Annotated in this window: 20 protein-coding genes; 7 read left to right on the forward strand and 13 right to left on the reverse strand. The window is 40.9% G+C overall.

Features of this window, described 5'->3' with window-relative positions; genetic code table 11:
- Window positions 1–72 precede the first annotated feature (72 nt).
- Both greA and HHA42_RS00525 read left to right on the forward strand, forming a co-directional pair.
- Entirely contained in the window at window positions 73–549 is a 477-nt protein-coding gene (gene greA / locus HHA42_RS00520; protein ID WP_168418849.1) for a transcription elongation factor GreA, read from the forward strand.
- A gap of 110 nt (window positions 550–659) precedes the next feature.
- Window positions 660–872: a hypothetical protein gene (locus HHA42_RS00525; protein ID WP_168418850.1), complete on the forward strand. Its 213-nt coding sequence runs from the start codon at window positions 660–662 to the stop codon at window positions 870–872.
- A gap of 106 nt (window positions 873–978) precedes the next feature.
- Here the strand turns inward: HHA42_RS00525 and HHA42_RS00530 are convergent, their stop codons facing one another.
- Window positions 979–1719 (reverse strand): hypothetical protein, encoded by a 741-nt coding sequence (locus HHA42_RS00530; protein ID WP_168418851.1) that lies wholly within the window; start codon window positions 1717–1719, stop codon window positions 979–981.
- A gap of 389 nt (window positions 1720–2108) precedes the next feature.
- On the opposite strand from HHA42_RS00530, the gene HHA42_RS00535 reads away from it, so the two are divergent.
- Both HHA42_RS00535 and HHA42_RS00540 read left to right on the forward strand, forming a co-directional pair.
- Window positions 2109–2747 (forward strand): CatB-related O-acetyltransferase, encoded by a 639-nt coding sequence (locus tag HHA42_RS00535; RefSeq protein ID WP_168418852.1) that lies wholly within the window; start codon window positions 2109–2111, stop codon window positions 2745–2747.
- Window positions 2748–2936: 189 nt separating this feature from the next.
- Window positions 2937–3377, forward strand: coding sequence for a universal stress protein (locus tag HHA42_RS00540; protein ID WP_168418853.1), 441 nt, complete (start codon window positions 2937–2939; stop codon window positions 3375–3377).
- A gap of 182 nt (window positions 3378–3559) precedes the next feature.
- On the opposite strand, the gene HHA42_RS00545 is transcribed toward HHA42_RS00540, so the two are convergent.
- From HHA42_RS00545 to HHA42_RS00555, 3 genes are all read right to left on the reverse strand, one after another.
- Window positions 3560–3898, reverse strand: coding sequence for an MGMT family protein (locus HHA42_RS00545; protein WP_168418854.1), 339 nt, complete (start codon window positions 3896–3898; stop codon window positions 3560–3562).
- An 86-nt stretch (window positions 3899–3984) separates the two neighbouring features.
- Complete coding sequence (locus HHA42_RS00550; RefSeq protein WP_168418047.1) at window positions 3985–4890, reverse strand: neutral zinc metallopeptidase; 906 nt, start codon at window positions 4888–4890, stop codon at window positions 3985–3987.
- Window positions 4891–4960: 70 nt separating this feature from the next.
- A complete protein-coding gene (locus HHA42_RS00555) occupies window positions 4961–5890 on the reverse strand; it encodes a DUF808 domain-containing protein (protein WP_168418046.1) in 930 nt (309 codons plus the stop codon).
- Window positions 5891–6081: 191 nt separating this feature from the next.
- On the opposite strand from HHA42_RS00555, the gene trpS reads away from it, so the two are divergent.
- Together trpS and HHA42_RS00565 are read left to right on the forward strand one after the other, a co-directional pair.
- Window positions 6082–7095, forward strand: coding sequence for a tryptophan--tRNA ligase (gene trpS, locus HHA42_RS00560; protein ID WP_168418045.1), 1014 nt, complete (start codon window positions 6082–6084; stop codon window positions 7093–7095).
- Between the two features lie 501 nt (window positions 7096–7596).
- Window positions 7597–8658: a poly-beta-1,6-N-acetyl-D-glucosamine N-deacetylase PgaB gene (locus HHA42_RS00565; protein ID WP_228278937.1), complete on the forward strand. Its 1062-nt coding sequence runs from the start codon at window positions 7597–7599 to the stop codon at window positions 8656–8658.
- A 213-nt stretch (window positions 8659–8871) separates the two neighbouring features.
- Here HHA42_RS00565 and sucD read toward each other — a convergent pair whose 3' ends face one another.
- The 9 genes from sucD to sdhC form a co-directional block, all read right to left on the reverse strand.
- Entirely contained in the window at window positions 8872–9762 is an 891-nt protein-coding gene (gene sucD, locus HHA42_RS00570) for a succinate--CoA ligase subunit alpha (RefSeq protein ID WP_019836778.1), read from the reverse strand.
- A 12-nt stretch (window positions 9763–9774) separates the two neighbouring features.
- Window positions 9775–10941, reverse strand: coding sequence for an ADP-forming succinate--CoA ligase subunit beta (gene sucC, locus HHA42_RS00575; RefSeq protein ID WP_168418044.1), 1167 nt, complete (start codon window positions 10939–10941; stop codon window positions 9775–9777).
- 174 nt (window positions 10942–11115) lie between these two features.
- Window positions 11116–12549, reverse strand: coding sequence for a dihydrolipoyl dehydrogenase (lpdA, locus tag HHA42_RS00580; RefSeq protein ID WP_168418043.1), 1434 nt, complete (start codon window positions 12547–12549; stop codon window positions 11116–11118).
- A gap of 60 nt (window positions 12550–12609) precedes the next feature.
- A complete protein-coding gene (odhB, locus tag HHA42_RS00585) occupies window positions 12610–13824 on the reverse strand; it encodes a 2-oxoglutarate dehydrogenase complex dihydrolipoyllysine-residue succinyltransferase (protein ID WP_168418042.1) in 1215 nt (404 codons plus the stop codon).
- Between the two features lie 16 nt (window positions 13825–13840).
- Entirely contained in the window at window positions 13841–16663 is a 2823-nt protein-coding gene (locus HHA42_RS00590) for a 2-oxoglutarate dehydrogenase E1 component (protein ID WP_216075469.1), read from the reverse strand.
- Window positions 16664–17543: 880 nt separating this feature from the next.
- Complete coding sequence (locus HHA42_RS00595) at window positions 17544–18254, reverse strand: succinate dehydrogenase iron-sulfur subunit (RefSeq protein WP_096901010.1); 711 nt, start codon at window positions 18252–18254, stop codon at window positions 17544–17546.
- Window positions 18255–18268: 14 nt separating this feature from the next.
- Window positions 18269–20167, reverse strand: a complete 1899-nt coding sequence (sdhA, locus tag HHA42_RS00600) for a succinate dehydrogenase flavoprotein subunit (protein WP_168418040.1) — start codon at window positions 20165–20167, stop codon at window positions 18269–18271.
- Window positions 20168–20179: 12 nt separating this feature from the next.
- Window positions 20180–20545 carry a succinate dehydrogenase, hydrophobic membrane anchor protein gene (gene sdhD, locus HHA42_RS00605; RefSeq protein WP_096901012.1) on the reverse strand — a complete coding sequence of 122 codons (366 nt, stop codon included), beginning with the start codon at window positions 20543–20545 and terminating at the stop codon, window positions 20180–20182.
- Window positions 20545–20943 carry a succinate dehydrogenase, cytochrome b556 subunit gene (sdhC, locus tag HHA42_RS00610; RefSeq protein WP_143228670.1) on the reverse strand — a complete coding sequence of 133 codons (399 nt, stop codon included), beginning with the start codon at window positions 20941–20943 and terminating at the stop codon, window positions 20545–20547. Before sdhC ends, sdhD begins: the two co-directional genes overlap by 1 nt.
- A gap of 1167 nt (window positions 20944–22110) precedes the next feature.
- On the opposite strand from sdhC, the gene gltA reads away from it, so the two are divergent.
- Complete coding sequence (gltA, locus tag HHA42_RS00615; protein ID WP_096901013.1) at window positions 22111–23385, forward strand: citrate synthase; 1275 nt, start codon at window positions 22111–22113, stop codon at window positions 23383–23385.
- Window positions 23386–23480: the final 95 nt, after the last annotated feature.

The raw sequence follows: 23480 nt of genomic DNA on the forward strand, positions 1-23480 counted from the left end.
AAAGTCCCGTCACCTTTCGGGTGGCGGGCTTTTTTTCATTTATAGACTTCAATATTTTTAAAGAGGGACAACATGCAACGTTATCCTATGACGCCTGAAGGCAAATACGCTTTAGAGCAAGAATTACAACAGCTTAAGTCGGTTGAACGTCCACGTATTACTGCTGCGATTGCAGAAGCACGTGAACATGGCGATTTAAAAGAAAATGCCGAATATCATGCTGCGCGTGAACAGCAAGGTTTCTGTGAAGGCCGTATCCAAGACATCGAAGGTAAACTGGGCGCTTGCCAAGTGATTGATGTGAAAGAGCTTGAACAAAACGGACGTGTGGTTTTTGGTGTAACCGTGACCATTGAAAACCTAGACACCGAAGAGCAAAAAACTTACAAAATTGTAGGTGATGACGAAGCTGACTTTAAAATCAACAAAATTTCAGTGAACTCGCCAATCGCACGTGGCTTATTGGGTAAAAATGAAGGCGATGAAGCCAAAATTGTGACCCCGCAAGGCGAAGTAGAATACGAAATTGTGAATGTAGAATATCTTTAAGTATTAAAGATAACTGCACACGATGCCCCTCTTTGAGGGGTTTTTTATTGTCTAAAAGTCACAATGAATGATGCATAGATTATACTGCGAAAAAAATTTAGGAAAATAAGATGGAAAATCGCTTCATTCATGCATTTGTTTATGCACTTTCAGGGGCTGTTTTAGGACTTATTTTGATTCCAGTTTGGGGACTCTATATCAATACACAGAGCAATCCCATCAACATCATATTGGCAGCATCACTCTTTTTTGGCATTTGGGGTTTCATCTTTCCCCATAGTGTCAAAAATATTTTTATGTTTTTGTGGAATTTTTTAAGATAAATACTTTAAGCTTTAAATCACTAAAGCAACCTCTTTTGAAGAATTATTATTTATCAATTAAAGTTGCCTTTTGGTGGTTGAACTATCTAGACTAACTAAACGTTAGTCAATTGATTTTACGGTGTTGATTTAAAAACAGAAGATATGGAATTAAAAATACAAAGATTAATGCAGGTATAATGGTAAAAAAGATCAGATACCACACATAGCGTTGATTGGTTTTATATAATGCAACGTGATAATCAATTCCTCTATAAAAGTCGGGTGATTTGATTTCATAGATTAAAGTCATATATTTTATAGGATAACCAAACCCTTTAACATATTGGATATCAAAACTTTGATCCATCATATAGCCATATTCACATTGATCTATTAATATCAAATGACATAAAGGTATCCATCCATTATCGCCTTCAATAACATCCATTACAGGCCACGTTGAGGCTGCTCTTCTAGGTCCTCCTGCACTTAGTTTCGATCCCCCCTTCATAATCACTTTTGCTTGTTTGAGTTCACTGACATAACCCTCTATATCCAAAAAAAGAATAGCGACCTTTTTATTTAAACCTGTTGACATGGCAATGACCATAACCAATATGACACCTAATTGGATATGTCCCCAAAGATAGCCCTTCTTTTCAGCCTTAAGCTCTTCTATCGGTGTCGTACTAAGCACATGTCCAGACCAAAAACCAAAAAATAAAGTACTGCTAAAGAACCAAATGGTTAACCATTTCATGCCATCAAAATTGGCATCGGCAAAAACCCAGTACAGCATCCCACAGGCGTAAAAAATAATAGCCGTAAGCGCTAGTGTGTAACGGTTCATGTTAAAAGTACTCATAAATTACGATTATCCTTAAAATTTATTTGAGCAATTTTTTTGGTCGCACTTTCTCAACTTCATTAAACAAACTAAAAGTCTGATTCACATAATTCACTACACCTGAAATTTGATCGATGTAACCCCTAAATACAGGTGTTTTCATGCAGAATCTCTAGCTTGTATCTTAAGGGAAAATTCTACTTTTAAATCCTATTATTTTTTTAGGGGGGATTACCAAAGTAAAGGTATGAATGATTCTTTTTATTTCATCTGCTATTTTTTCCTCAAACTCATTTTAGACAAACATTAACTTCTCTGCCCACCAAGCTTCTGTCAGGATGAATATTATAAGAAATCAAAAGTAACTCATATATAATTCTATTTCATTAATTTTTTACACATACACCATGTCTGAAACGCTGATTAATTCCCCTGTTAAACACTGGTGCGAATTTGAGTTTATCTCCAAAACTGTAAAAAATCCGAATATCCATATTAAAGGCAATTACTCGTATTATTCAGCTTATTGGGATCAAGGCTTTGAGCGTTGTGTAGTGCGTTATTTGCACGACAAACCCGCCACAGCAGAAAAACCAATTGATCAGCTCTATATTGGTAATTTTGTCTGCTTTGGTGCGGAATGTGTGATTATGATGGGCGGCAATCAATTGCATCGCAGTGACTGGATTGCGGCTTTTCCGTTTGATACTCGCAGCTTTGTTGCCGCAGGTGATACTAAAATTGGTGATGGTTGCTGGATTGGCAGTCGTGCCATGATTATGCAAGGGGTTGAACTGAGTGAAGGTGCAATTGTGGCTACAGGTGCAGTGGTTACGCAAGATGTACCACCTTATGCCATTGTGGCAGGCGTACCTGCTAAAGTGATTAAATACCGTTTTAATGCAGCTGAAATTTCCGACATTCTGGCACTAAAACTGTATGATTTAGATGAAAAATATCTGCTACAAATACGAGAACAATTGCAGACAGATGATGTTAAAAAACTGGTGGAATTTTTTAAAAATCAGCACAACAATAAGGACTAAAACTTTAGTTGAATTTCAAGCACAGCGTCATAATTTCATGCTAAATTAAGGTGAAATAAGGACTTACAGCACTCAATTATCTTTATGAAATTACTGGGTTTTATTCTCTATGAATTCAGCGTAAGATAAGACAGGACTCAGAGCGAATATTTTATTAAAGTATTGAAATTACAATAAGGAGAAACACTCATGGCTTACCAAAACATCCTCGTACCAGTGGACGGTTCTGAAACTTCTTTTGCTGCTGTTGCAAAAGCTGCTGAACTTGCAAAAGCATTTGGTAGTAAAATTACTGTGGTTCAAGTACTTACTCTTGACCCATACATTGCTGCAGAATACATCACAGCAAACCAAACCAATGACTTAATTGAACGTGCGCGTGCTTCTATCGTAAAAACGCTAGAAGAGGCGAAACAAAAATTCACTGAGCAAGGTGTTGAAGCTGAAACTAAATTACTTGAAGGTCAAGTCATTGCACGTGAAATTAGCAATGCTGCTAAAGAGTTAAATGCTGACCTAATCGTGATCGGTTCTCATGGTCGTACTGGCTTGAAAAAATTATTCTTAGGTAGTGTTGCTCAAAGCATTTTAAGCGAAGGCACAACACCTGTACTTGTGGTACGCCAATAAGTTTCTTGTTCCTCATTTCTACGGAAATGGGGAACTTTTCGCTTTTTCTTTCTTTTTCACATCTTCATGCACTCAAAACTATACTGTTTTTCATTTCAACAATTTCCTTAAATCGCTTTCCTGACTGCATAATAATTCATCTGCTTAACCTTTACTTTCTTCCCTCTTGTTTCTTCAACGACTCAAGGTCGCCATTGGTATTGTTTTAAATTTACCCTACCTTCCAGCACAACTATATCTTCAGCCATTAGCTTTAATGCCTGCACATTTTCACCCTGAGCATTCAACTTACTTAGGCTAATTTTGCCTTGTGCATTAATCACCCTATGCCACGGTACTTGATGATCTGCTGACAAATGCTTTAAGACATAACCCACTAATCGCGCATGTTTGGGTAAACCTGCCAATGCCGCCACTTGTCCATAAGTTGCTACACGCCCTTTAGGAATTAGACACACCACGGCTAAAATCTGCTGTGCTAATTCATCACTGGATTTTGTAGTAGAAATATTTGGCTTCATAAACAGCCTGATTTCCTGCAATTGTTAAAAAGAAAAAGGAGTGAATCAATCACTCCTTTTATCATAATCATACAAGTTTAAGTCACTTATATTGCGGCATTGAAGGTGTCACAATCGTTAATCAAGCCTGACTTTAAGCCTGTTTGGAACCATTGCACACGCTGCGCACTAGTACCATGCGTGAAGCTATCAGGTACGACTTGTCCACGTGCACGTTTTTGCAAGTAATCATCCCCAATTTTATGTGCAGCGTCCATCGCTTCTTCAATATCGCCCTGTTCTAAGAATTGAGTACGTTGATGGTTGTGATGCGCCCACACACCCGATAAACAGTCTGCCTGTAATTCTTGACGAACTGAAAGCTGGTTGCCCTGCACGTCACTGACTTGCTGACGTGCTTTATGCACTTGTTCAGAAATGCCTAAAATAGTTTGAATATGATGTCCAACTTCATGTGCCACCACGTAAGCTTGTGCAAAATCACCAGCCTGATCGTTTCGGCTAAGTTCAGTCTGATTTTGCTCTCCACCAATCCCCATTTGCTGACGCATGGCTTGGAAGAATGAAGTATCAATATATACTTTTTGATCGGCAGGGCAATAAAATGGCCCCATGGCAGATTGTGCAGTACCACAACCCGAATTCACCACGCCCGTAAACAGTACCAGTTTAGGTGGAATATATTGGCTATTTAACTGCTGCTGAAACACTTGTGACCAGGTGTCTTCAGTATCTGCCAAAACAGTACCTACAAACTCAATGGCTTCTTGCTGCTCAGGGCTTGGGTTATCTAAACCTTTGGTTTCAGCACTTTGTGCATGTGAGGTGACTTGCTTAGTTGCCTGATAAGCAGATTGAGGGTCGACCCCAAAGAACTTCCATGCAACAAAGGCCACCACCAAGCCCAAGATACTGATACCGCCCGCTTTTGCTCCACCGCCACCACGGCGGTCTTCTACATTCGTACTAACTCGACGACCTTTCCAACGCATTATTCTTATCCTTTCTCAATTTTTTGAATGATAGTTCATTCTAAATATAGTCTAAGTCTTGAAGCAGGGCTTATTGACTCTGTTTAGACTTTGGCCATACTTTTTGAATCAGTGTAACCACAATCACAACCAATACACCCGCTAAAATACCCACCGCAAAATTCATTAAGGTTGGCGTTACAGCCCCTACAATGCTGCCCATAGTTGGGATGTCTTGAACATACTCTACTGTATCTTCTGTGAAATGGTGCACAAATGGAATAGCATGATTGATAATACCACCACCCACTAAAAACATGGCAGCAGTCCCAACAACCGACAAAGTTTTCATTAATATCGGGGCGAATGCCAATAAGCCACGACCAATACGTTGTTTAAAATTAGATGGTTGTTCAGTCAGATGTAAACCAATGTCATCAATTTTGACAATAAATGCAACTAAGCCATAGACCCCAACGGTCATGGCAATGGCAATTACGCTTAATACGGTCACTTTGGTTAAGAAACTGGCGGCTGCGACTGTACCTAATGAAATCACCACAATTTCAGCCGATAGAATAAAGTCAGTACGCACTGCACCTTTAATTTTTTCATTTTCAAAACGAGCAAGGTCTTGCTCAGTCTGAATCAATTCTAATTGCGCTTCTGCGGCAGTTTTTGCTTTTTTGTGCTGTAGGGTGTGCATGATCTTTTCAACACCCTCATAGCTTAAGAACAACCCACCAATGACCAATAATGGATTAATCAACCATGCGGCAACCACGCTAATGAGCAGTGCCAACGGTACTAAAATCAATTTATTAACAAAAGAGCCCTTAGCTACCCGCCACACTACAGGTAACTCACGATCTGCACGCACACCACTGACCTGCTGCGCATTCAATGCCAGATCATCACCCAATACCCCTGCTGTTTTTTTAGCAGCCATTTTACTCATGACGGCTACATCATCTAAAACGGTTGCAATGTCATCTAATAAAAGTAATAAGCTGCTCGCCATTGCTTTGTTATCCTTATGCGATTTTCTATCTATTTTAAAACTGTACGCAAATAAACTCTGTATTTACTTCATTAATTTTTTAAACGAATTCAATTCAATCTGTTTAAGGAAGTGACATTGAAAAATGTTATGCCTTACAATGTAGCAATTCATCGGTACATAGATGTCGTAGATACGACTTGGAATAAAAAATGAGTAATCAAGATAATCGTCCTGTGATTTTGACGGGCGATCGTCCGACTGGACAGCTACATTTAGGTCACTTTGTGGGTTCTTTACGTTCACGTGTAGGTTTACAAGACTCGCATCATCAACATCTGTTACTTGCCGATGCTCAAGCCCTGACCGATAACGCCGATAACTTTGAAAAAGTACGTCGTAATATTATTGAAGTTGCTACCGATTATTTAGCTGTAGGCATTGACCCAACCAAGACCACCATTTGCGTGCAATCTTGTTTGCCTGCGCTAAACGAACTCACCATGTTGTATTTAAACTTCGTGACTGTGGCACGTTTAGAGCGCAACCCAACCATTAAATCTGAAATTCAGATGCGTGGTTTTGAGCGTGATATTCCTGCAGGTTTCCTCTGCTACCCTGTGGCACAGGCAGCCGATATTACTGCATTTAAAGCGACTGTAGTGCCAGTCGGCGAAGATCAGATTCCAATGATTGAACAGACCAATGAAATTGTACGTCGTGTGAATCGTCAGATTGGACAAGACCTGTTACCTGAATGTCAGGCTTTATTGTCTAATGTGGGTCGCTTACCAGGTTTTGATGGCAAAGCTAAAATGTCTAAATCTTTGGGCAATACCATTGTGTTAGACGCCACCGACAAAGACATTAAAAAAGCGGTGAATGCCATGTACACCGACCCGAATCACCTGCGTATTGAAGACCCAGGTCAGGTTGAAGGCAACGTGGTATTTACCTATTTAGATGCGTTTGACACCAATAAAGAAGAGCTTGAAGAACTGAAAGCGCATTATCGTCGTGGTGGTTTGGGCGATGGTACCGTGAAAAAGCGTTTAGAAGGTATTTTAAAAGAATTGATTGGCCCTATCCGTGAACGTCGTATCGAGTTGGCAAAAGACCCAGATTACATTATGGACATTTTGAAATCGGGTACAGACAAATGCCGTGATATTACTCAGCAAACTTTAGACGAAGTGAAAGCTGGATTAGGCGTTTTCCGCTTCTAAATCAACTCCCCTAAACACCTGTTTTATCACGTATTATTTAAACACAAAGCCTCTAATTTACTAAAATTAGAGGCTTTTTTATTTCTGCAAAACCTTCAAAATCTCGTTATTTTACTCACACAAAACACTTATTAGTTACGTTACTTAACATCACGTAACTCGAATACTGAGGAAAAGTATTCAGGTTTTGCTTATGATAATCACATGCTTTAGGAGCAATCCTAATTTCATAACATTTCTCCTTTACCGAAACTGTGTATGCAGATTCGTAGTTCCTACGCAATGATCACCCCAATCATTGCGTATTTTTTTGTCTGAATTATCGCCTTGATACCTGCATATACCTAAACTTTTAGCAAATTGTATACATCACAACTGACTCTTTATTAGAGGTAATACAGGACTCAACAGCATCATTGCAAAATTCTACTTGAAGCCAACGGTATTCCAATTAAAGTAACTCTATTCTGTTGTACAGCTTTAAATGTGATGCCCTTATTTATGTCTGGACTCATCCGAACTATTCAGCGTATCAGTCAAATTGGACTCTTGATGACGATTTCCACTTACGCACAAGTACACGCCTTGGTGGTGATACCAGACCACCCTATTCAGTATGTTTTGCATGAGCCGCTAAAACTGCCTAACACAAATTCACATAAACCTAATCTGCACAAGCATCACATTGCAAAAATGCGCATCATGCACATTGATTTAGATTATGTGTTTGACAGCGACAAAGCCCAACAAAAGCGAAATATACAAGCCTTAATTCAGCGCATTAATGCTATTCAACCCAATACCATTTTTTTGCAGGCTTTTGCCGACCCAGATGCCAATGGTTCAGCCGATCAGGTTTATTTTGAGAACCGCCATGTGCCAGTACGGGACAATTTGTTTCAACAGGTGCATCAACTCATTCGTGATAAAACTCAGGTTCAACAAGTCTATGCTTGGCTACCAATGCTGGCTTGGGAATTACCCAAAGCTCAAGATTTAAACTATGTAGAACATCGTCAAGGCGGTCAAAAAGGCTATATTCGCCTTTCTCCTTTTGAAGAGAAAAACTTGGCAATTATTGTCGATATTTTCCGTGATTTTATTCAGCACAACCCTGTAGATGGTGTGCTGTACCATGATGATATTACCTTGTCAGATTATGAAGACTCTTCGGCTTCGGCACGTAAGTACTATCAAGAATGGGGCTTTTCAAAACGAATTTTCAACAATATTCGACACCCTTTGCAGGGACGTTTAGCCAAACACAAAACTGCGTACTTGGATCAATTGGCTGCGGGCATCACCCAAGTTTTAAAGCAATACCAACCGAATTTATTGGTTGCTCGGAACATGTATGCACCTGTGGTGCTTCAACCACAAAGCGAACAGTGGTTTTCACAATCCATGCCAAGTACCTACCGTTATTATGATTACAACGCAATTATGGCCATGCCCTATATGGAACAAGCTAAAGATCACAAAAAATTCTATTTAGATTTAATTCGACATGCAAAAAAATACGACCCAAATTTGGATCGTACTATTTTTGAGGCTCTAGACTAGCAGAATAGATATGTTAGTCTAGAGCCTTATAAAATATTACTTATTACATAATTTTTACTTAATTAATTGATTAAAAAAACTTTATATTTCAATTATTGCACGCTTTCACACATAAAAAATCCCCTTTTACGGGGATTAAATCGATCATTATGTTCTGCTTAATAGGCAATCTAATGATTGAATGATCTGTTAATTAGATTGCCGAAATTTAGCTTAAGCCAAACCTTTTTCCTTAAGTACTTGCAGCATGGTAGAACCTAATTCTGCAGGACTACGTGTATATGCCATTCCCGCTCGCTCAAAGGCAGCAAACTTTTCTTCTGCTGTGCCTTTACCGCCTGAAATAATTGCACCCGCATGCCCCATACGCTTGCCTTTTGGTGCAGTCACACCTGCAATATAACCCACTACAGGTTTGCTGACATTGGACTGAATATATTCAGCAGCCTCTTCTTCTGCCGTTCCGCCAATCTCACCAATCATAATAATGGCATCAGTATCTGGGTCATCTTGGAATAATTTTAAAGCATCAATCTGATTCATTCCTGGAATTGGATCCCCTCCAATACCAATACAAGTCGATTGTCCAAGTCCAAGTTTTGTAGTTTGAGCTACCGCTTCATACGTCAGCGTACCTGAACGTGAAATAATTCCAATACGGCCTGGTTGATGAATATGTCCTGGCATAATGCCAATTTTACATTCGCCTGGTGTAATCACGCCTGGACAATTCGGCCCAACTAAACGTGTTCCATTGCTATTGGTTTCCAAATAGCGCTTAGCCTTGAGCATGTCGATGGTTGGCACGCCTTCTGTAATCACGACAATTAAACCTACGCCTGAATCTACAGCTTCCACAATCGAATCTAGAACAAATGGTGCTGGTACATAAATCACGGATGCATCTGCAGCTGTTTCACGTACCGCTTCTTTCATAGTGTTAAACACGGGTAATTCTAAATGTGTTTGACCACCTTTACCTGGCGTGACCCCACCCACCACTTTCGTGCCATAGTCGAGTGCTTGTGCTGAGTGAAAAGTCCCGTTCTTACCCGTAAAACCCTGAACCAATACTTTGGTGTTTTTATCAATTAATACGCTCATGCCTGATTCTCCTTAAGCTTTCACTGCAGCAACAATTTTTTCTGCAGCATCGGACAAGCCATTTGCAGAAATAAGTTTTAATCCTGATTCATCTAGTAATTTAGCACCTAGCTCTGAGTTGTTTCCTTCTAAACGAACCACCACAGGCACAGTAACATTTACCTCTTGAACCGCTGCAATAATTGCTTCTGCAATCATGTCACAACGTACAATTCCACCAAAAATATTGATTAACACGCCTTTGACTGAGTGATCTGCCAAAATAATTTTAAAGGCTTCAATCACACGCTCTTTGGTTGCACCACCACCTACATCTAAGAAGTTCGCAGGCTGGCCACCATACAACTTAATAATATCCATCGTTGCCATTGCCAAGCCCGCACCATTGACCATACAGCCAATGTTGCCTTCCAAAGCTACATAGTTCAGGTCAAATTCTGAAGCACGCAATTCACGCTCATTTTCTTGTGACTTATCTCGCAGCGCCAATACCTCAGGTAAACGGTACAACGCATTAGAGTCAATTCCGACTTTAGCATCGACACATAAAATCTCACCATTTTCGCGCACTGAAAGTGGATTAATTTCAAACAATGCAAAATCATTATCAATAAATGCCTGATAAGCCGCAGTCATAATTTTTACAAACTGAGTGATTTGGCTATCTTTTAGTTTTAAGGCGAAAGCAACTTCTCGCGCCTGAAATGGCAATAACCCCACCAATGGATCGACTTCTACTTTAATAATTTTTTCAGGGGTTTCTTCTGCGACTTTTTCAATTTCAACCCCACCTTCGGTAGATGCCATAAAGGTGACACGACGGCTTGAACGATCTACCACAGCACCTAAGTACAATTCGCGCTCTACAGGATAGACATCTTCTGCAACCAAAATACTGTTTACCGGCTGACCATAAGCATCAGTTTGATAAGTGACCAAGCGTGTACCAATAATTTCATTGGCATAGTCTGCAGCTTCCTGTGCAGATTTCACCACTTTTACACCACCCGCTTTACCACGGCCACCCGCATGTACTTGCGCCTTCATTACGGCAAATTTTCCGCCCAGTTGCTCAAAAGCTTGCACAGCTTCTACTGCTGTCGTGGCCAAGATTCCTTCCTGAACAGGCATGCCATATTTTTTTAATAGCGCTTTCGCTTGATACTCATGTAAATTCATTGACTAACCTTTTACTACTTCTTTTATTCAGTTCTCACCACCCGCATCAAATCTGGGTTTGATCTTGGTCTTCCATGGTGGTGCTATTTTCTATGCTCTTTATTTTTAGATGATTATTCCCACAAACACAACCATCAAATGTAAAAAGAGCGGCCTAAGCCGCTCTTTTTAGTGTTATTTGCGTTTACGCTGAATCGCGTGAATCGCACGCCCATCCACCGCTAAAGCAGCTTCATGCACTACTTCAGAGAAAGTTGGATGACCAAATGTCATTAATTGTAAATCTTCAACTGAAGATACAAATTCAAGGGCAATCATACCTTGGTGAACAATGTCAGACGCTGCAGGGCCAATTACATGCATGCCCAATAGACGATCTGTTTTTGCATCTGCTACAAACTTCACAAAGCCTGCACCTTCACCAGCAGCTAAAGCACGACCATTTACAGCGAAACCGAATTGACCAGTTTTCACTTCATGACCTTTTTCTTTGGCTTGCTCTTCAGTTAAACCTACCCACGCCGCTTCAGGGTGTGTGTAAATCACTGAAATGATGGTATCGTAGTTCACTTGTGCAGCATGGCCATGAATACGCTCAACAGCCATCACGCCTTCTTCCATTGCTTTATGTGCAAGCATTGGACCACGCACCAAGTCACCAATTGCATATACACCTTCAACAGAAGTTGCACACCAATCGTTCACTTCAACTAAACCACGTTCAGTCAGTTTAATACCACAGTCATCAGCCAATAAGCCTTCTGCATAAGCACGACGACCTACACAAACGATTAACTTGTCAAAAGTTTGTTCTTTGTCTTCGCCGCCTTGGGTATATTTAACTGTAACTTCACGACCGTTAATTTCAGTACCTGCAACTTTTGCACCGATACGGATGTCCATACCTTGCTTAGTCAACAGTTTTTGGTAGTCTTTAGCCAATGCTTTGTCAGCCATTGGTAAGAATGCATCCATTGCTTCAAATACTACAACTTCTGCACCCAAACGACGCCATACTGAACCAAGCTCAAGACCAATGACACCTGCACCAATCACACCTAAACGCTTAGGTACTTCAGGGAACTCAAGTGCACCTGTTGAATCAACAATCAGGTCTTGATCTACTGGCGCTACAGGAATGTTAACTGGTACAGAACCTGTCGCAAGAATGACATATTTAGGCTCTAGAACCTGAGTTTCACCTTCGTGAGAAACAAACTCAACTTTCTTGCCAGCAAGTAATTTACCTGTACCTTTTAACCACTCAATACCGTTACCTTTTAATAACTGATCAATACCGCCAGTCAATTGGTCAACGATTTTGTCTTTACGTGCTAAAAGTTTTGCAAGGTCAAACTGTACTTCGCCTGTGGTGATACCGTGATCAGCCAAGTGATGCACTGTATCTTCATAACGATGTGAAGAATCAAGTAATGCTTTAGATGGGATACAACCCACGTTTAAGCATGTACCACCTAAAGATGGTTTGCCTTTATGAATACGTTTTTCGATACACGCAACTTTAAAACCAAGTTGTGCAGCACGAATTGCCGCTTCATAACCACCTGGGCCACCGCCAATAACAACAAGATCAAATTGTTGAGACATTTTTATCTCCAAAAATGGGCTTAGAGGATCGCTCCAAGCCCACTGATTTATTCTTTAGAATTAAAGGTCAAGGATGAGTTTAGCTGGTTCTTCTAACAATTCTTTGATTGTTACAAGGAAACCTACAGCTTCTTTACCATCAATTAAACGGTGGTCATAAGAAAGCGCTAAATACATCATTGGCAAGATTTCTACTTGGCCATTAACCGCCATAGGACGCTCTTGGATTTTGTGCATACCCAAAATTGCAGTTTGTGGCGTATTTAGAATTGGAGTAGATAACAATGAACCGAAAGTACCACCGTTAGTAATGGTGAATGTACCGCCAGTCATGTCTTCAATACCCAACTTACCGTCACGTGCTTTGTAAGCATAGTCACGAATACCGTTTTCAACTTCAGCGTAGTTCATACGGTCTGTATCACGTAATACAGGAACCACTAGACCACGGTCAGAAGAAACCGCTACACCGATGTCGTAGTAACCGTGATATACGATATCTTCACCATCAATAGAAGCGTTTACTGCTGGGTAACGTTTCAATGCTTCAGTTGCAGCTTTCACGAAGAAAGACATAAAGCCTAAACGTGCACCATGACGTTTTTCAAACGCATCTTTATATTGTGCACGCATTTCCATAATTGGCTTCATGTTCACTTCGTTAAACGTAGTCAACATTGCAGTTTCTTGAGTCGCTGCAAGTAAACGCTCAGCAACACGCTTACGTAAACGTGTCATAGGAACACGTTTCTCAATACGCTCACCTACCGCAACGCTTAATGGCGCAGCTGCAGCAGCAGGTTTAGTTTGATGATTTGCAACATCTTCTTTAGTGATACGACCACCACGACCTGTACCCGCTACGTCTGCAGCATTGATACCTGTTTCAGTCAAGGCTTTACGTACTGCTGGCGCTTGGTCAGCAACAGGTTGTGCACGCTCAACAACAGGTGCAGCACCCGCTTCAGTTTGTGCTGCAGCTTGCTCTACCTGACCTTCAGACTGAACTGCTTGAGTTTGAGCCGCACCAGAAACAGCGCCAGCTTCAAATTGAGCAATTACTTCGTCAGAAAGAACGGTGTCGCCTTCGTTTTTAATGATGACAGAGATCGTACCATCTGCAGGAGCGACTACTTCCAAAACAACTTTATCGGTTTCAATGTCACAGATCACTTCATCACGTGATACTGCTTCACCTGGTTGTTTGTGCCAAGTTGCAATCGTACCGTCTGCAACTGACTCTGGAAATACCGGTGCTTTAATTTCGGTTGCCATTACTTCGAATCTCCTGTTATTCAGCTACGATCGCAAGCGCGTCATTGATGAGCTGAGCTTGTTGTTTTGCATGCAAATATGGTGAACCACACGCTGGTGCTGCAGATGCTTCACGACCCGCATAACTAATACGAATCTGTTTACCAGTTTTCATTACGTCATCATATAAACGTGGCGCGATGAATAACCAAGCACCTTGGTTCTTCGGTTCTTCTTGAGCCCAAACAAGTTCTTTCACGTTTGGATAAGAAGCAAGAACTTCAGCAATACGTTGTTCTGGATATGGGTACAACTGTTCAATACGAACAATTGCAGTGTTGTTCAATTCTAATTCACGACGTTTTTCAAGCAAGTCGTAATAAACCTTACCACCACATAGCACTAGACGAGTCACGTCTGACTTGTTGATGTTATCAGTTTCATCAATCACAGTCTGGAATGTACCAGTTGCAAGCTCATCCAAGCTAGACACAGCTAACTTGTGACGAAGTAAAGACTTCGGCGACATGATGATCATTGGCTTACGGATTGGACGAATCGCCTGACGACGTAAAGCGTGGAAAATCTGTGCAGGTGTTGTTGGTGTCATCACTTGCATGTTTTCTTCCGCACAAAGCTGTAAGAAACGCTCTAAACGTGCAGATGAGTGCTCTGGACCCTGACCTTCAAAGCCGTGTGGAAGTAGCATAGTCAAACCACACACACGCTCCCACTTGGTTTCGCCAGATGAGATGAACTGGTCAATCACCACTTGAGCACAGTTTGCGAAGTCACCAAATTGTGCTTCCCAAATGATCAAGCTCTTTGGAAGTGTCGTTGCATAACCGTATTCGAATGCCAATACTGCCATTTCAGACAATAATGAGTCGTAGATTGCAACACGTGGTTGGTTCTCTTTGATATGGCATAACGGAATATAAGTTTTACCATCAACTTGGTTGTGCAATTTCGCATGACGGTGTGAGAAAGTACCACGACCTACGTCTTCACCAGTCAAACGAACTAAATAGCCTTCATCCAACAAAGTTGCATAAGCTAAAGTTTCAGCTGCACCCCAGTTCAGTGGCATTTCACCTGTTTGCATTTTTAAGCGATCATCAATCACTTTTGCAACTTGGCGCTGCATCACGAAACCTTCTGGAAGTTTACGCATGGTTTGACCAAGTTCTTTCAAACGCTCAACCGGGAAAGTCGTATCCCAAACGTCTGTATAGTCATGACCTAAATACGGAGACCAATCTACAAACATTTTGGTATTTGGCTCAAGTACCAACGCATTCGCAACGTGATTACCCGCTTCCAAATCAGAACGGTAGTCTTCAACCATTTGATCTGCCGCAGCGCGATCCAACACACCTTCTTGTACCAATTGGTCAGCATATAAAGTACGTGTTGTGGTCTTTTTGTTAATCACTTGGTACATCATCGGCTGAGTTGCTGCTGGCTCGTCAGCTTCGTTGTGACCACGACGACGGTAGCAGAACAAATCAATCACAACGTCTTTACGGAATGTGTGACGGAAATCGTGTGCCAATTGAGATACAAAAATAACAGCTTCAGGGTCATCGCCATTCACGTGAAAAATTGGCGCCTGAATCATTTTTGCAATGTCAGTACAGTATTCTGTAGAACGCGCGTCACGTGGGTCAGATGTTGTGAAACCAACTTGGTTGTTAATCACAATGTGAACTGTACCACCTACGGTATAACCGCGAGTTTGTGACATTTGGAAGGTTTCTTGGTTAACACCTTGACCTGCAAATGCTGCGTCACCGTGTACGATTAATGGCAATACGTCATCACCACCAATGTCTTTACGACGTACTTGGCGTGCACGAACAGAACCTTCAACCACTGGACCAACAATTTCCAAGTGTGATGGGTTAAACGCAAGTGCCAAGTGCACTTCACCACCTGGTGTCATCACGTTAGATGAGAAACCTTGGTGATATTTCACGTCACCCGAACCTTTTTTGTGCAAGCTCTTACCTTCGAACTCACCAAATAGGTCTGCTGGGTTTTTACCCATGATATTCACAAGCAGGTTCAAACGACCACGGTGTGGCATACCAATCACAACTTCTTTACAACCTACAGCACCTGCACGTTGAATAATTTCGTTGACCATTGGGATAAATGATTCGCCGCCTTCTACACCAAAGCGTTTTGCACCCACGTATTTGTTACCTAGATATTTTTCTAGACCTTCAGCTGCTGTTAAGCGCTCAAGTACGTGTTTCTTTTGGTCTGCAGTGAACGTAAATTTACCGCGTGCGCTCTCTAAGCGTTGTTGAATCCAGCGTTTCTCTTTGGTATCAACAATGTGCATGTATTCTGCACCAATTGAACCGCAGTAGATTGACTGCATAGCTTCAACCATTTCACCTAGGGTCGCTTCAGCTTTATCAATCGCCAAGTTACCTGTGTGGAATACCGTGTCTAAATCTGACTTGGTTAAACCATGCGCAGCAAGATCTAAATCTGGCACGTCTTCACGTTTTGCCAAACCTAATGGATCTAATTTTGCTTTTTGGTGACCACGGTTACGGTAAGCTGCAATCAGTTGCAACACGCCAATTTGACGTTGTTCGTGTTCAGAACTCACTGAACCTTGAACAATGGCTTGAACGCGATTTGAATTACGACCTAATAAAAGGAATTGCTCACGTACATTGCTGTGTGGTTGATCACCCTTCGGGAATTTATCGAAATATTCACGCCAATCAGCACCGACTGATTCCGGTGACGTCAAATAATGCTCGTAAAGTTCTTCAATATACGCTGCACTATCAGCGGAAAGTTCAGTGTCAAGACGCAGTGCGTCAGCAACTTCTTGCATTTGTGGACCCATTTCCTATTGCAAAAACATTTTCCAGGATGCTTTTTAAGCAAAACCCATGATTGATAATGTCAAATTGGTAACATGACATTAGTCCCCAGTTGACAAATGTCATGAGGCGTTATCACTACATTAGGAAAACCCAATGTCATTTATGAATCATAACGCCCTCATTGGCATCATCACTCATCTATATACTCGACCCAAGCCGAGCAATTTTTTGCAAAATCGTTTTAGAAAAATGAAGTTCACACACTTCGCTTTTCTAACCCGACTTTTATGCTTTTAGTCTGATTAAATAGCACACTAAACAGCGTTAAAATGTTGATAAAATGTACAAAATTTCAATATTTTTTAAATATAGCGGTTCATTAATCGTAACATGATCTCATAAACCAATTGATTTTTTTGACACATACCTCCTATAAATTGGCGAAATACAGTGATTCTATTTTCATCTAATATATGGTGCTTTATTTAAAAAACAGAAGCAATTTAGACCAAAGTCCAACCCCACTATTTTAGATAAAAGAAAAGAGAGCACATCTCTCAATCTGCCCTCTCAATTACACGTTAAATGATAACATCTAAAAACAAATATTGCAGCTAATCTTGGCATTTGCCTATGCTTTACAACAAAATAGCAGCACTGGATTACAATTGTGTGCAACTTTAGTCGCCTTTTATCGGTTTTTGTCTATTAATCCAGCAGTTATACCTAAAAAATATCAAGCACTCATTTTTTAATCACTTCTTTGCATACTACGTTTATATGTTCGATATTAAAAAACACACCTCGTTATTATTTTACTTTTACAGCAATATTAAGCCATAAAAAAAGCACATCCAAAGATGTGCTTTTTTTTCAACCTTAGCTCGCTTAGCCAGCTTGGTCTAATAACATGTTACGAATGTGACCAATTGCTTTCGTCGGGTTCAAACCTTTCGGACAAACAGACACACAGTTCATGATGCCTTTACAACGGAACAATGAGAATGGGTCGTCAAGACGAGCCAAACGCTCTTGAGTTGCAGTATCACGAGAGTCAATGATGAAGCGGTATGCATTCAACAATGCTGAAGGACCCAAGAACTTGTCTGGGTTCCACCAGAATGATGGGCATGAAGTTGAACAACATGCACAAAGAATACATTCATACAAACCATCAAGGTGTTCACGATCTTCTTGAGACTGTAAACGCTCTTTTGGAGGCGCAGGCTGGTTGTTGATCAAGAATGGATGAATCTTGTTGTACTGATCGTAGAACTGATTCATATCAACAACTAAGTCTTTAATTACTGGAAGACCTGGAAGTGGACGAATCGTAATCACTTCTGGTAAGTCGTTTAGGTTCCAAAGACACGCTAAACCATTTTTACCGTTGATGTTTACACCATCAGAACCACAAATACCTTCACGACATGAACGACGGAACGTTAAAGTTTCATCTTGTACTTTCAATGCAAGAAGCGCATCAAGCAACATACGGTGCTTATCAGTCAATTCAAGCTTAAAAGTTTGCATGTACGGTGCTTTATCCTTATCAGGATCGTAGCGGTAGATATTAAATGTACGAGTACCTCTACTCATCTTACTTCTCCCAATTAGAATGTACGTGGTTTAGGTGGAATAGCAGCTACAGTAAGCGGCTTGTAACGTACTGGTTTGTACTCAAGACGGTTATCTGTAGAGAACCATAAGGTGTGCTTCATCCACTCATCATCACGACGACCATAAGAATAAGTTGGGTGATCTGGTGGTAACTCGAAGTCTACAACCGTATGCGCACCACGACATTCTTTACGTGCAGCAGCTGAGATTAATGTCGCTTTAGCAACTTCATATAAGTTTTCAACTTCTAAAGCTTCTACACGCGCAGTGTTAAATACTTTAGATTTGTCTTTCAAATGAATGTTGCGAACACGTGGTTCAAGCGCAAGAATTTGTTTAACACCTTCTTCAAGCAATGCTGAAGTACGGAATACACCTGCGTGATCTTGAACGATGTTACGAATCGTATCTGCAACTTCTTGAGCGTTTTCACCTGAAGTTGATTCGTCAAGTTTACGAATACGGTTCACAGTGTTTTCAAGAACAGTTGTTGGAAGTGGTTCATACTCACCATCGTGTTGCTTAGTAACATACTCAATGATGTGCTGACCAGCAGCCTTACCAAATACAACCAAGTCAAGCAATGAGTTTGTACCTAAACGGTTTGCACCGTGTACGGATACACATGAACACTCACCAATTGCATAGAAACCTTTTACTGGTTTAGCAAAATCACGGTCGCCCGAGTTTGTTGTATAAGTATCAGTTTCTGCGTTGTAGTTCGCAACCAACTCTTGAGTTTCACGGCTTTCTGGCACAACCACTTGACCATGAATGTTTGTTGGAATACCACCCATTTGATAGTGGATGGTCGGTACTACTGGAATTGGCTCTTTTGTACAGTCAACGTTCGCGAATTTCTTACCAATCTCGAATACAGATGGAAGACGCTTCATAATGGTGTCTGCACCCAAGTGCGTCATATCAAGCAAGATGTAGTCTTTGTTTGGACCACAACCACGACCTTCTTTAATTTCTTGGTCCATAGAACGTGATACGAAGTCACGTGGCGCCAAGTCTTTCAAAGTTGGTGCATAACGCTCCATGAACGGCTCGCCTGAATCGTTACGAAGGATACCACCTTCACCACGACAGCCTTCCGTTAACAATACGCCTGCGCCCGCAACACCCGTAGGGTGGAACTGCCAGAATTCCATATCTTGTAATGGAATACCCGCACGAGCAGCCATACCAAGACCGTCACCAGTGTTGATATATGCGTTTGTAGATGCACGGTAAACACGACCTGCACCACCTGTAGCAAATAATGTCGCTTTCGCTTGGAATACTGCAATTTTGCCAGTTTCTTGGTCAATTGCTGTAACACCAAGTACATCGCCTGCTTCGTTACGGATTAAATCAAGAGCAATCCATTCAACGAAAAATTGAGTACCCATTTTCACGTTGCTTTGATAAAGCGTGTGAAGAAGTGCGTGACCAGTACGGTCAGCTGCAGCACATGCACGCGGCACAGCTTTTTCACCGTAGTTTGCAGAGTGACCACCGAATGGACGTTGGTAAATTGTACCGTCTGCGTTACGGTCAAATGGCATACCCAAGTGTTCTAATTCATAAACCACTTGTGGCGCTTCACGCGTCATGAACTCGATCGCGTCTTGGTCGCCTAACCAGTCAGAACCTTTTACTGTGTCATAAAAGTGGTAGTGCCAGTTATCTTCTTGCATGTTACCAAGAGATGCACCAATACCACCTTGCGCCGCAACAGTGTGCGAACGTGTTGGGAATACTTTGGTCAGTACCGCAACTTTCAAACCCGCTTGAGCAAGCTGGTAAGATGCACGCATACCTGAACCACCACCACCAACGATGACTGCGTCAAAAAATTGGTGTGGAATATTTGTATAATCTTCTTTAGGGTTAATCGCGCCCATGATATTTTCCTATCAATTCGCCCAGAAAATCTGGATAGCCCAGATTGCGTATGCAAAAACAGCAATAATCACTGCTGAAGTCAGCACTAGGCGTAAACCTGAAGCTGAAGGACCCATTTGACGAGTAGTCACATAGTCAGTGAATACTTGCCACATGCCAATCCAAGCGTGTGCAACAAGAGATAAGACTGCCAATAAAGACATAATCTTCATTGGTAATGTCATCATAAAGCCGTACCACTGTTCAAAGTTGAATCCACCGTTAAGAAGAATCCAACCAAATACCACAACGGTATAAACAGCAAGAACTACAGCACTAACACGTTGGATATACCAATCGCGAGAACCTGAACCCGTTAAACCTGTAGCACTTTTCATTAGATTACAATCCATACAAATGCTGCAACGATACCAATTGCAGACAAGATCAATGAAATAGTAGCTGCAATGCGACCGCTTTGCAGTTCTTCTGCAAAACCAAGGTCAGCAAGTAAGTGCTTAATACCAGCAATGAAGTGATAAATTAAGCCGGCTACAAATACCCATACGATAAAGCGCACAAAGAAACCGTTAAAAATTTCTTGAACTTGAGCAAAACCTTCAGGTGAAGACAATGACTTGTCTAACAACCATAAAAGTACCGGTACGAGTAAAAATACGATGACACCAGAAAGACGGTGTAGAATTGATGCAATAGCCACGGGCGATTTTAAGTTTACTTCTAAAACTTGACCCATGGACAAATTGACAGGTCTGTTGCTTTTCACAGCGGGCATCCTGTAAGTAAAAACTCCATCCGGAGTTTGTTGGAATAAATTCGAAGGAAAGCTGGCATTGTCAGGCAAATTCATGCCTAACCTTAAAACGACACTGAATTATAAAACGTCAACTGTCAAAATACAAACAACACAGCTCGGCTTTTTTGCCAAAAATCCTTTAAATAAGAATCATTAACAACAATAAGAAGCAACAACCTGCTTAACTAAATTACAATCATACTTATAACACAATGTTTTTATACAATTTATTTAGCAATAGGCTCTATATATAGCTTTATATCTATTTAGAATATTTAGACTAAAGATAAATTTGCACCTTACTCTCTATCATATCTATTCGTGTCTACAAACATTGAGCACACAGCTTTATCGGACACTCGCATCTTTTACTGTTAAAGCTGTGATACGTTGCTGCAAAGCAACAATTATTGGCTTACTCACACTCGGATAACTTTTATTTATTTATAATCAACAGACTTAGACTGTTTTATATTTCCCCGATTACAAGGTTTACAACCCAGACTATTTCTCAAACTTATATTCAGCGTCCGCTCTAAATACCAATCTACCTTTTTTACCATAATCATCATGCGAAAGAATGACTTAATCCAGTATTTTCCAATATTACACAAAACAAGAAACTCTTAATCTTATGCAGAACCCCATATTCTTTTGCCCAAAAAATGCTTATTCCTAAAATTTTTTCTGAGTTTAATCAGTCATTTTTTGATCAATTAACATCTATTTTAAATACCCGACTTGCAGCCTGTATCCAAAAGACAAACCTACCTGATGCCTATGCAAAAACGTGTAAGTTATGAGAATTAGATAAATTTAAGTTTTGGGCTGCAACCCACCGCAGAATCACCACAGCAAAACCATTATTTAAAATTGCTTACAATTAATCCCAAACGATGATTTTTTTCTGCACATCCAACAAATTTTGACTTATGATACTGCGGCTGTGCTGTGATTTTATTGATTTTTTTACTGGAATTTTTTCGGCTTTTTCTGCAAACAGTCGTCTACTTAATCCATAAGTATAATTGACAAAATTTCAGTACTCTCTAATCTTAGAGCAAATTTTTAATCCGTCTGACTTGCGCATTAAAAGATTGATACTTCGAGTCAGATCAACATTCACCAGGACAGGAGATCTATTGAATGTCTGAAGCAACTGGCAAAAAAGCCGTATTACAGCTTGATGGAAAAGAAATTGAATTACCAATTTACAGCGGCACATTAGGCCCAGATGTAATTGACGTTAAGGATGTGTTGGCGGCAGGTCACTTTACTTTTGATCCTGGTTTTATGGCAACAGCGTCTTGCGAGTCTAAAATCACATTTATTGATGGTAACAAAGGTATTCTTTTACACCGCGGTTACCCAATTGACCAATTGGCAACTAAAGCTGACTACTTAGAAACTTGCTACTTATTATTAAATGGCGAGCTTCCAACAGCTGAACAAAAAGCTGATTTTGACGCAAAAGTTCGCAACCACACTATGGTTCACGACCAAGTTAAGCGTTTCTATAACGGTTTCCGTCGTGATGCTCACCCTATGGCAATCATGGTTGGTGTTGTTGGTGCGTTATCTGCGTTCTATCACAACAATTTGGACATCGAAGATGTTAACCACCGTGAAATCACAGCGATTCGTTTAATCGCGAAGATTCCTACTTTAGCGGCTTGGAGCTACAAGTACACAGTTGGTCAACCATTCGTTTACCCACGTAACGACTTAAGCTACGCAGAAAACTTCTTGTACATGATGTTTGCTACACCAGCAGACCGTGACTACAAAGTTAACCCTGTTCATGCACGCGCTATGGATCGTATTTTCACGCTTCACGCTGACCACGAACAAAACGCGTCTACTTCAACTGTACGTTTAGCTGGTTCTACTGGCGCTAACCCATACGCATGTATCTCTGCAGGTATTTCTGCACTTTGGGGTCCTGCTCACGGTGGTGCGAACGAAGCTGTTCTTAAGATGCTTGACGAAATCGGCTCTGTAGAAAACGTTGCAGACTTCATGGAAAAAGTGAAGACTAAAGAAGTGAAGCTTATGGGCTTCGGTCACCGCGTTTATAAAAACTTCGACCCACGTGCAACAGTAATGAAGCAAACTTGTGACGAAGTTCTTAACGACTTAGGTATCAACGATCCACAACTTGCACTTGCAATGGAACTTGAGCGTATTGCGTTATCTGATGAATACTTCATCAAGCGTAACTTATACCCTAACGTAGACTTCTACTCAGGTATCATCCTTAAAGCGATTGGTATCCCAACAGAAATGTTTACTGTAATTTTCGCTCTTGCACGTACTGTAGGCTGGATCAGCCACTGGTTAGAAATGCACAGCGGTCCTTACAAAATCGGTCGTCCACGTCAGCTTTACACAGGTTACACTCAACGCGACATCAACCGTTAATTCGGTTTGCGTTGTACCTTGTAAAACGAGTACGACTCAAAAAACCACCTTCGGGTGGTTTTTTTATTTTTGAATATTTGTCTCGCCATAATGTA

Source organism: Acinetobacter sp. A3 (assembly GCF_012371415.1).
Classification (GTDB): Bacteria; Pseudomonadota; Gammaproteobacteria; order Pseudomonadales; family Moraxellaceae; genus Acinetobacter.

Excerpts from the sequence above, each read along its gene's own strand:
- greA (WP_168418849.1), top strand. The coding sequence starts at position 73 with ATGCAACGTTATCCTATGACGCCTGAAGGCAAATACGCTTTAGAGCAA.
- HHA42_RS00525 (WP_168418850.1), top strand. The coding sequence starts at position 660 with ATGGAAAATCGCTTCATTCATGCATTTGTTTATGCACTTTCAGGGGCT.
- HHA42_RS00530 (WP_168418851.1), bottom strand. The coding sequence starts at position 1,719 with ATGAGTACTTTTAACATGAACCGTTACACACTAGCGCTTACGGCTATT.
- HHA42_RS00535 (WP_168418852.1), top strand. The coding sequence starts at position 2,109 with ATGTCTGAAACGCTGATTAATTCCCCTGTTAAACACTGGTGCGAATTT.
- HHA42_RS00540 (WP_168418853.1), top strand. The coding sequence starts at position 2,937 with ATGGCTTACCAAAACATCCTCGTACCAGTGGACGGTTCTGAAACTTCT.
- HHA42_RS00545 (WP_168418854.1), bottom strand. The coding sequence starts at position 3,898 with ATGAAGCCAAATATTTCTACTACAAAATCCAGTGATGAATTAGCACAG.
- HHA42_RS00550 (WP_168418047.1), bottom strand. The coding sequence starts at position 4,890 with ATGCGTTGGAAAGGTCGTCGAGTTAGTACGAATGTAGAAGACCGCCGT.
- HHA42_RS00555 (WP_168418046.1), bottom strand. The coding sequence starts at position 5,890 with ATGGCGAGCAGCTTATTACTTTTATTAGATGACATTGCAACCGTTTTA.
- trpS (WP_168418045.1), top strand. The coding sequence starts at position 6,082 with ATGAGTAATCAAGATAATCGTCCTGTGATTTTGACGGGCGATCGTCCG.
- HHA42_RS00565 (WP_228278937.1), top strand. The coding sequence starts at position 7,597 with ATGTCTGGACTCATCCGAACTATTCAGCGTATCAGTCAAATTGGACTC.
- sucD (WP_019836778.1), bottom strand. The coding sequence starts at position 9,762 with ATGAGCGTATTAATTGATAAAAACACCAAAGTATTGGTTCAGGGTTTT.
- sucC (WP_168418044.1), bottom strand. The coding sequence starts at position 10,941 with ATGAATTTACATGAGTATCAAGCGAAAGCGCTATTAAAAAAATATGGC.
- lpdA (WP_168418043.1), bottom strand. The coding sequence starts at position 12,549 with ATGTCTCAACAATTTGATCTTGTTGTTATTGGCGGTGGCCCAGGTGGT.
- odhB (WP_168418042.1), bottom strand. The coding sequence starts at position 13,824 with ATGGCAACCGAAATTAAAGCACCGGTATTTCCAGAGTCAGTTGCAGAC.
- HHA42_RS00590 (WP_216075469.1), bottom strand. The coding sequence starts at position 16,663 with ATGCAAGAAGTTGCTGACGCACTGCGTCTTGACACTGAACTTTCCGCT.
- HHA42_RS00595 (WP_096901010.1), bottom strand. The coding sequence starts at position 18,254 with ATGAGTAGAGGTACTCGTACATTTAATATCTACCGCTACGATCCTGAT.
- sdhA (WP_168418040.1), bottom strand. The coding sequence starts at position 20,167 with ATGGGCGCGATTAACCCTAAAGAAGATTATACAAATATTCCACACCAA.
- sdhD (WP_096901012.1), bottom strand. The coding sequence starts at position 20,545 with ATGAAAAGTGCTACAGGTTTAACGGGTTCAGGTTCTCGCGATTGGTAT.
- sdhC (WP_143228670.1), bottom strand. The coding sequence starts at position 20,943 with ATGCCCGCTGTGAAAAGCAACAGACCTGTCAATTTGTCCATGGGTCAA.
- gltA (WP_096901013.1), top strand. The coding sequence starts at position 22,111 with ATGTCTGAAGCAACTGGCAAAAAAGCCGTATTACAGCTTGATGGAAAA.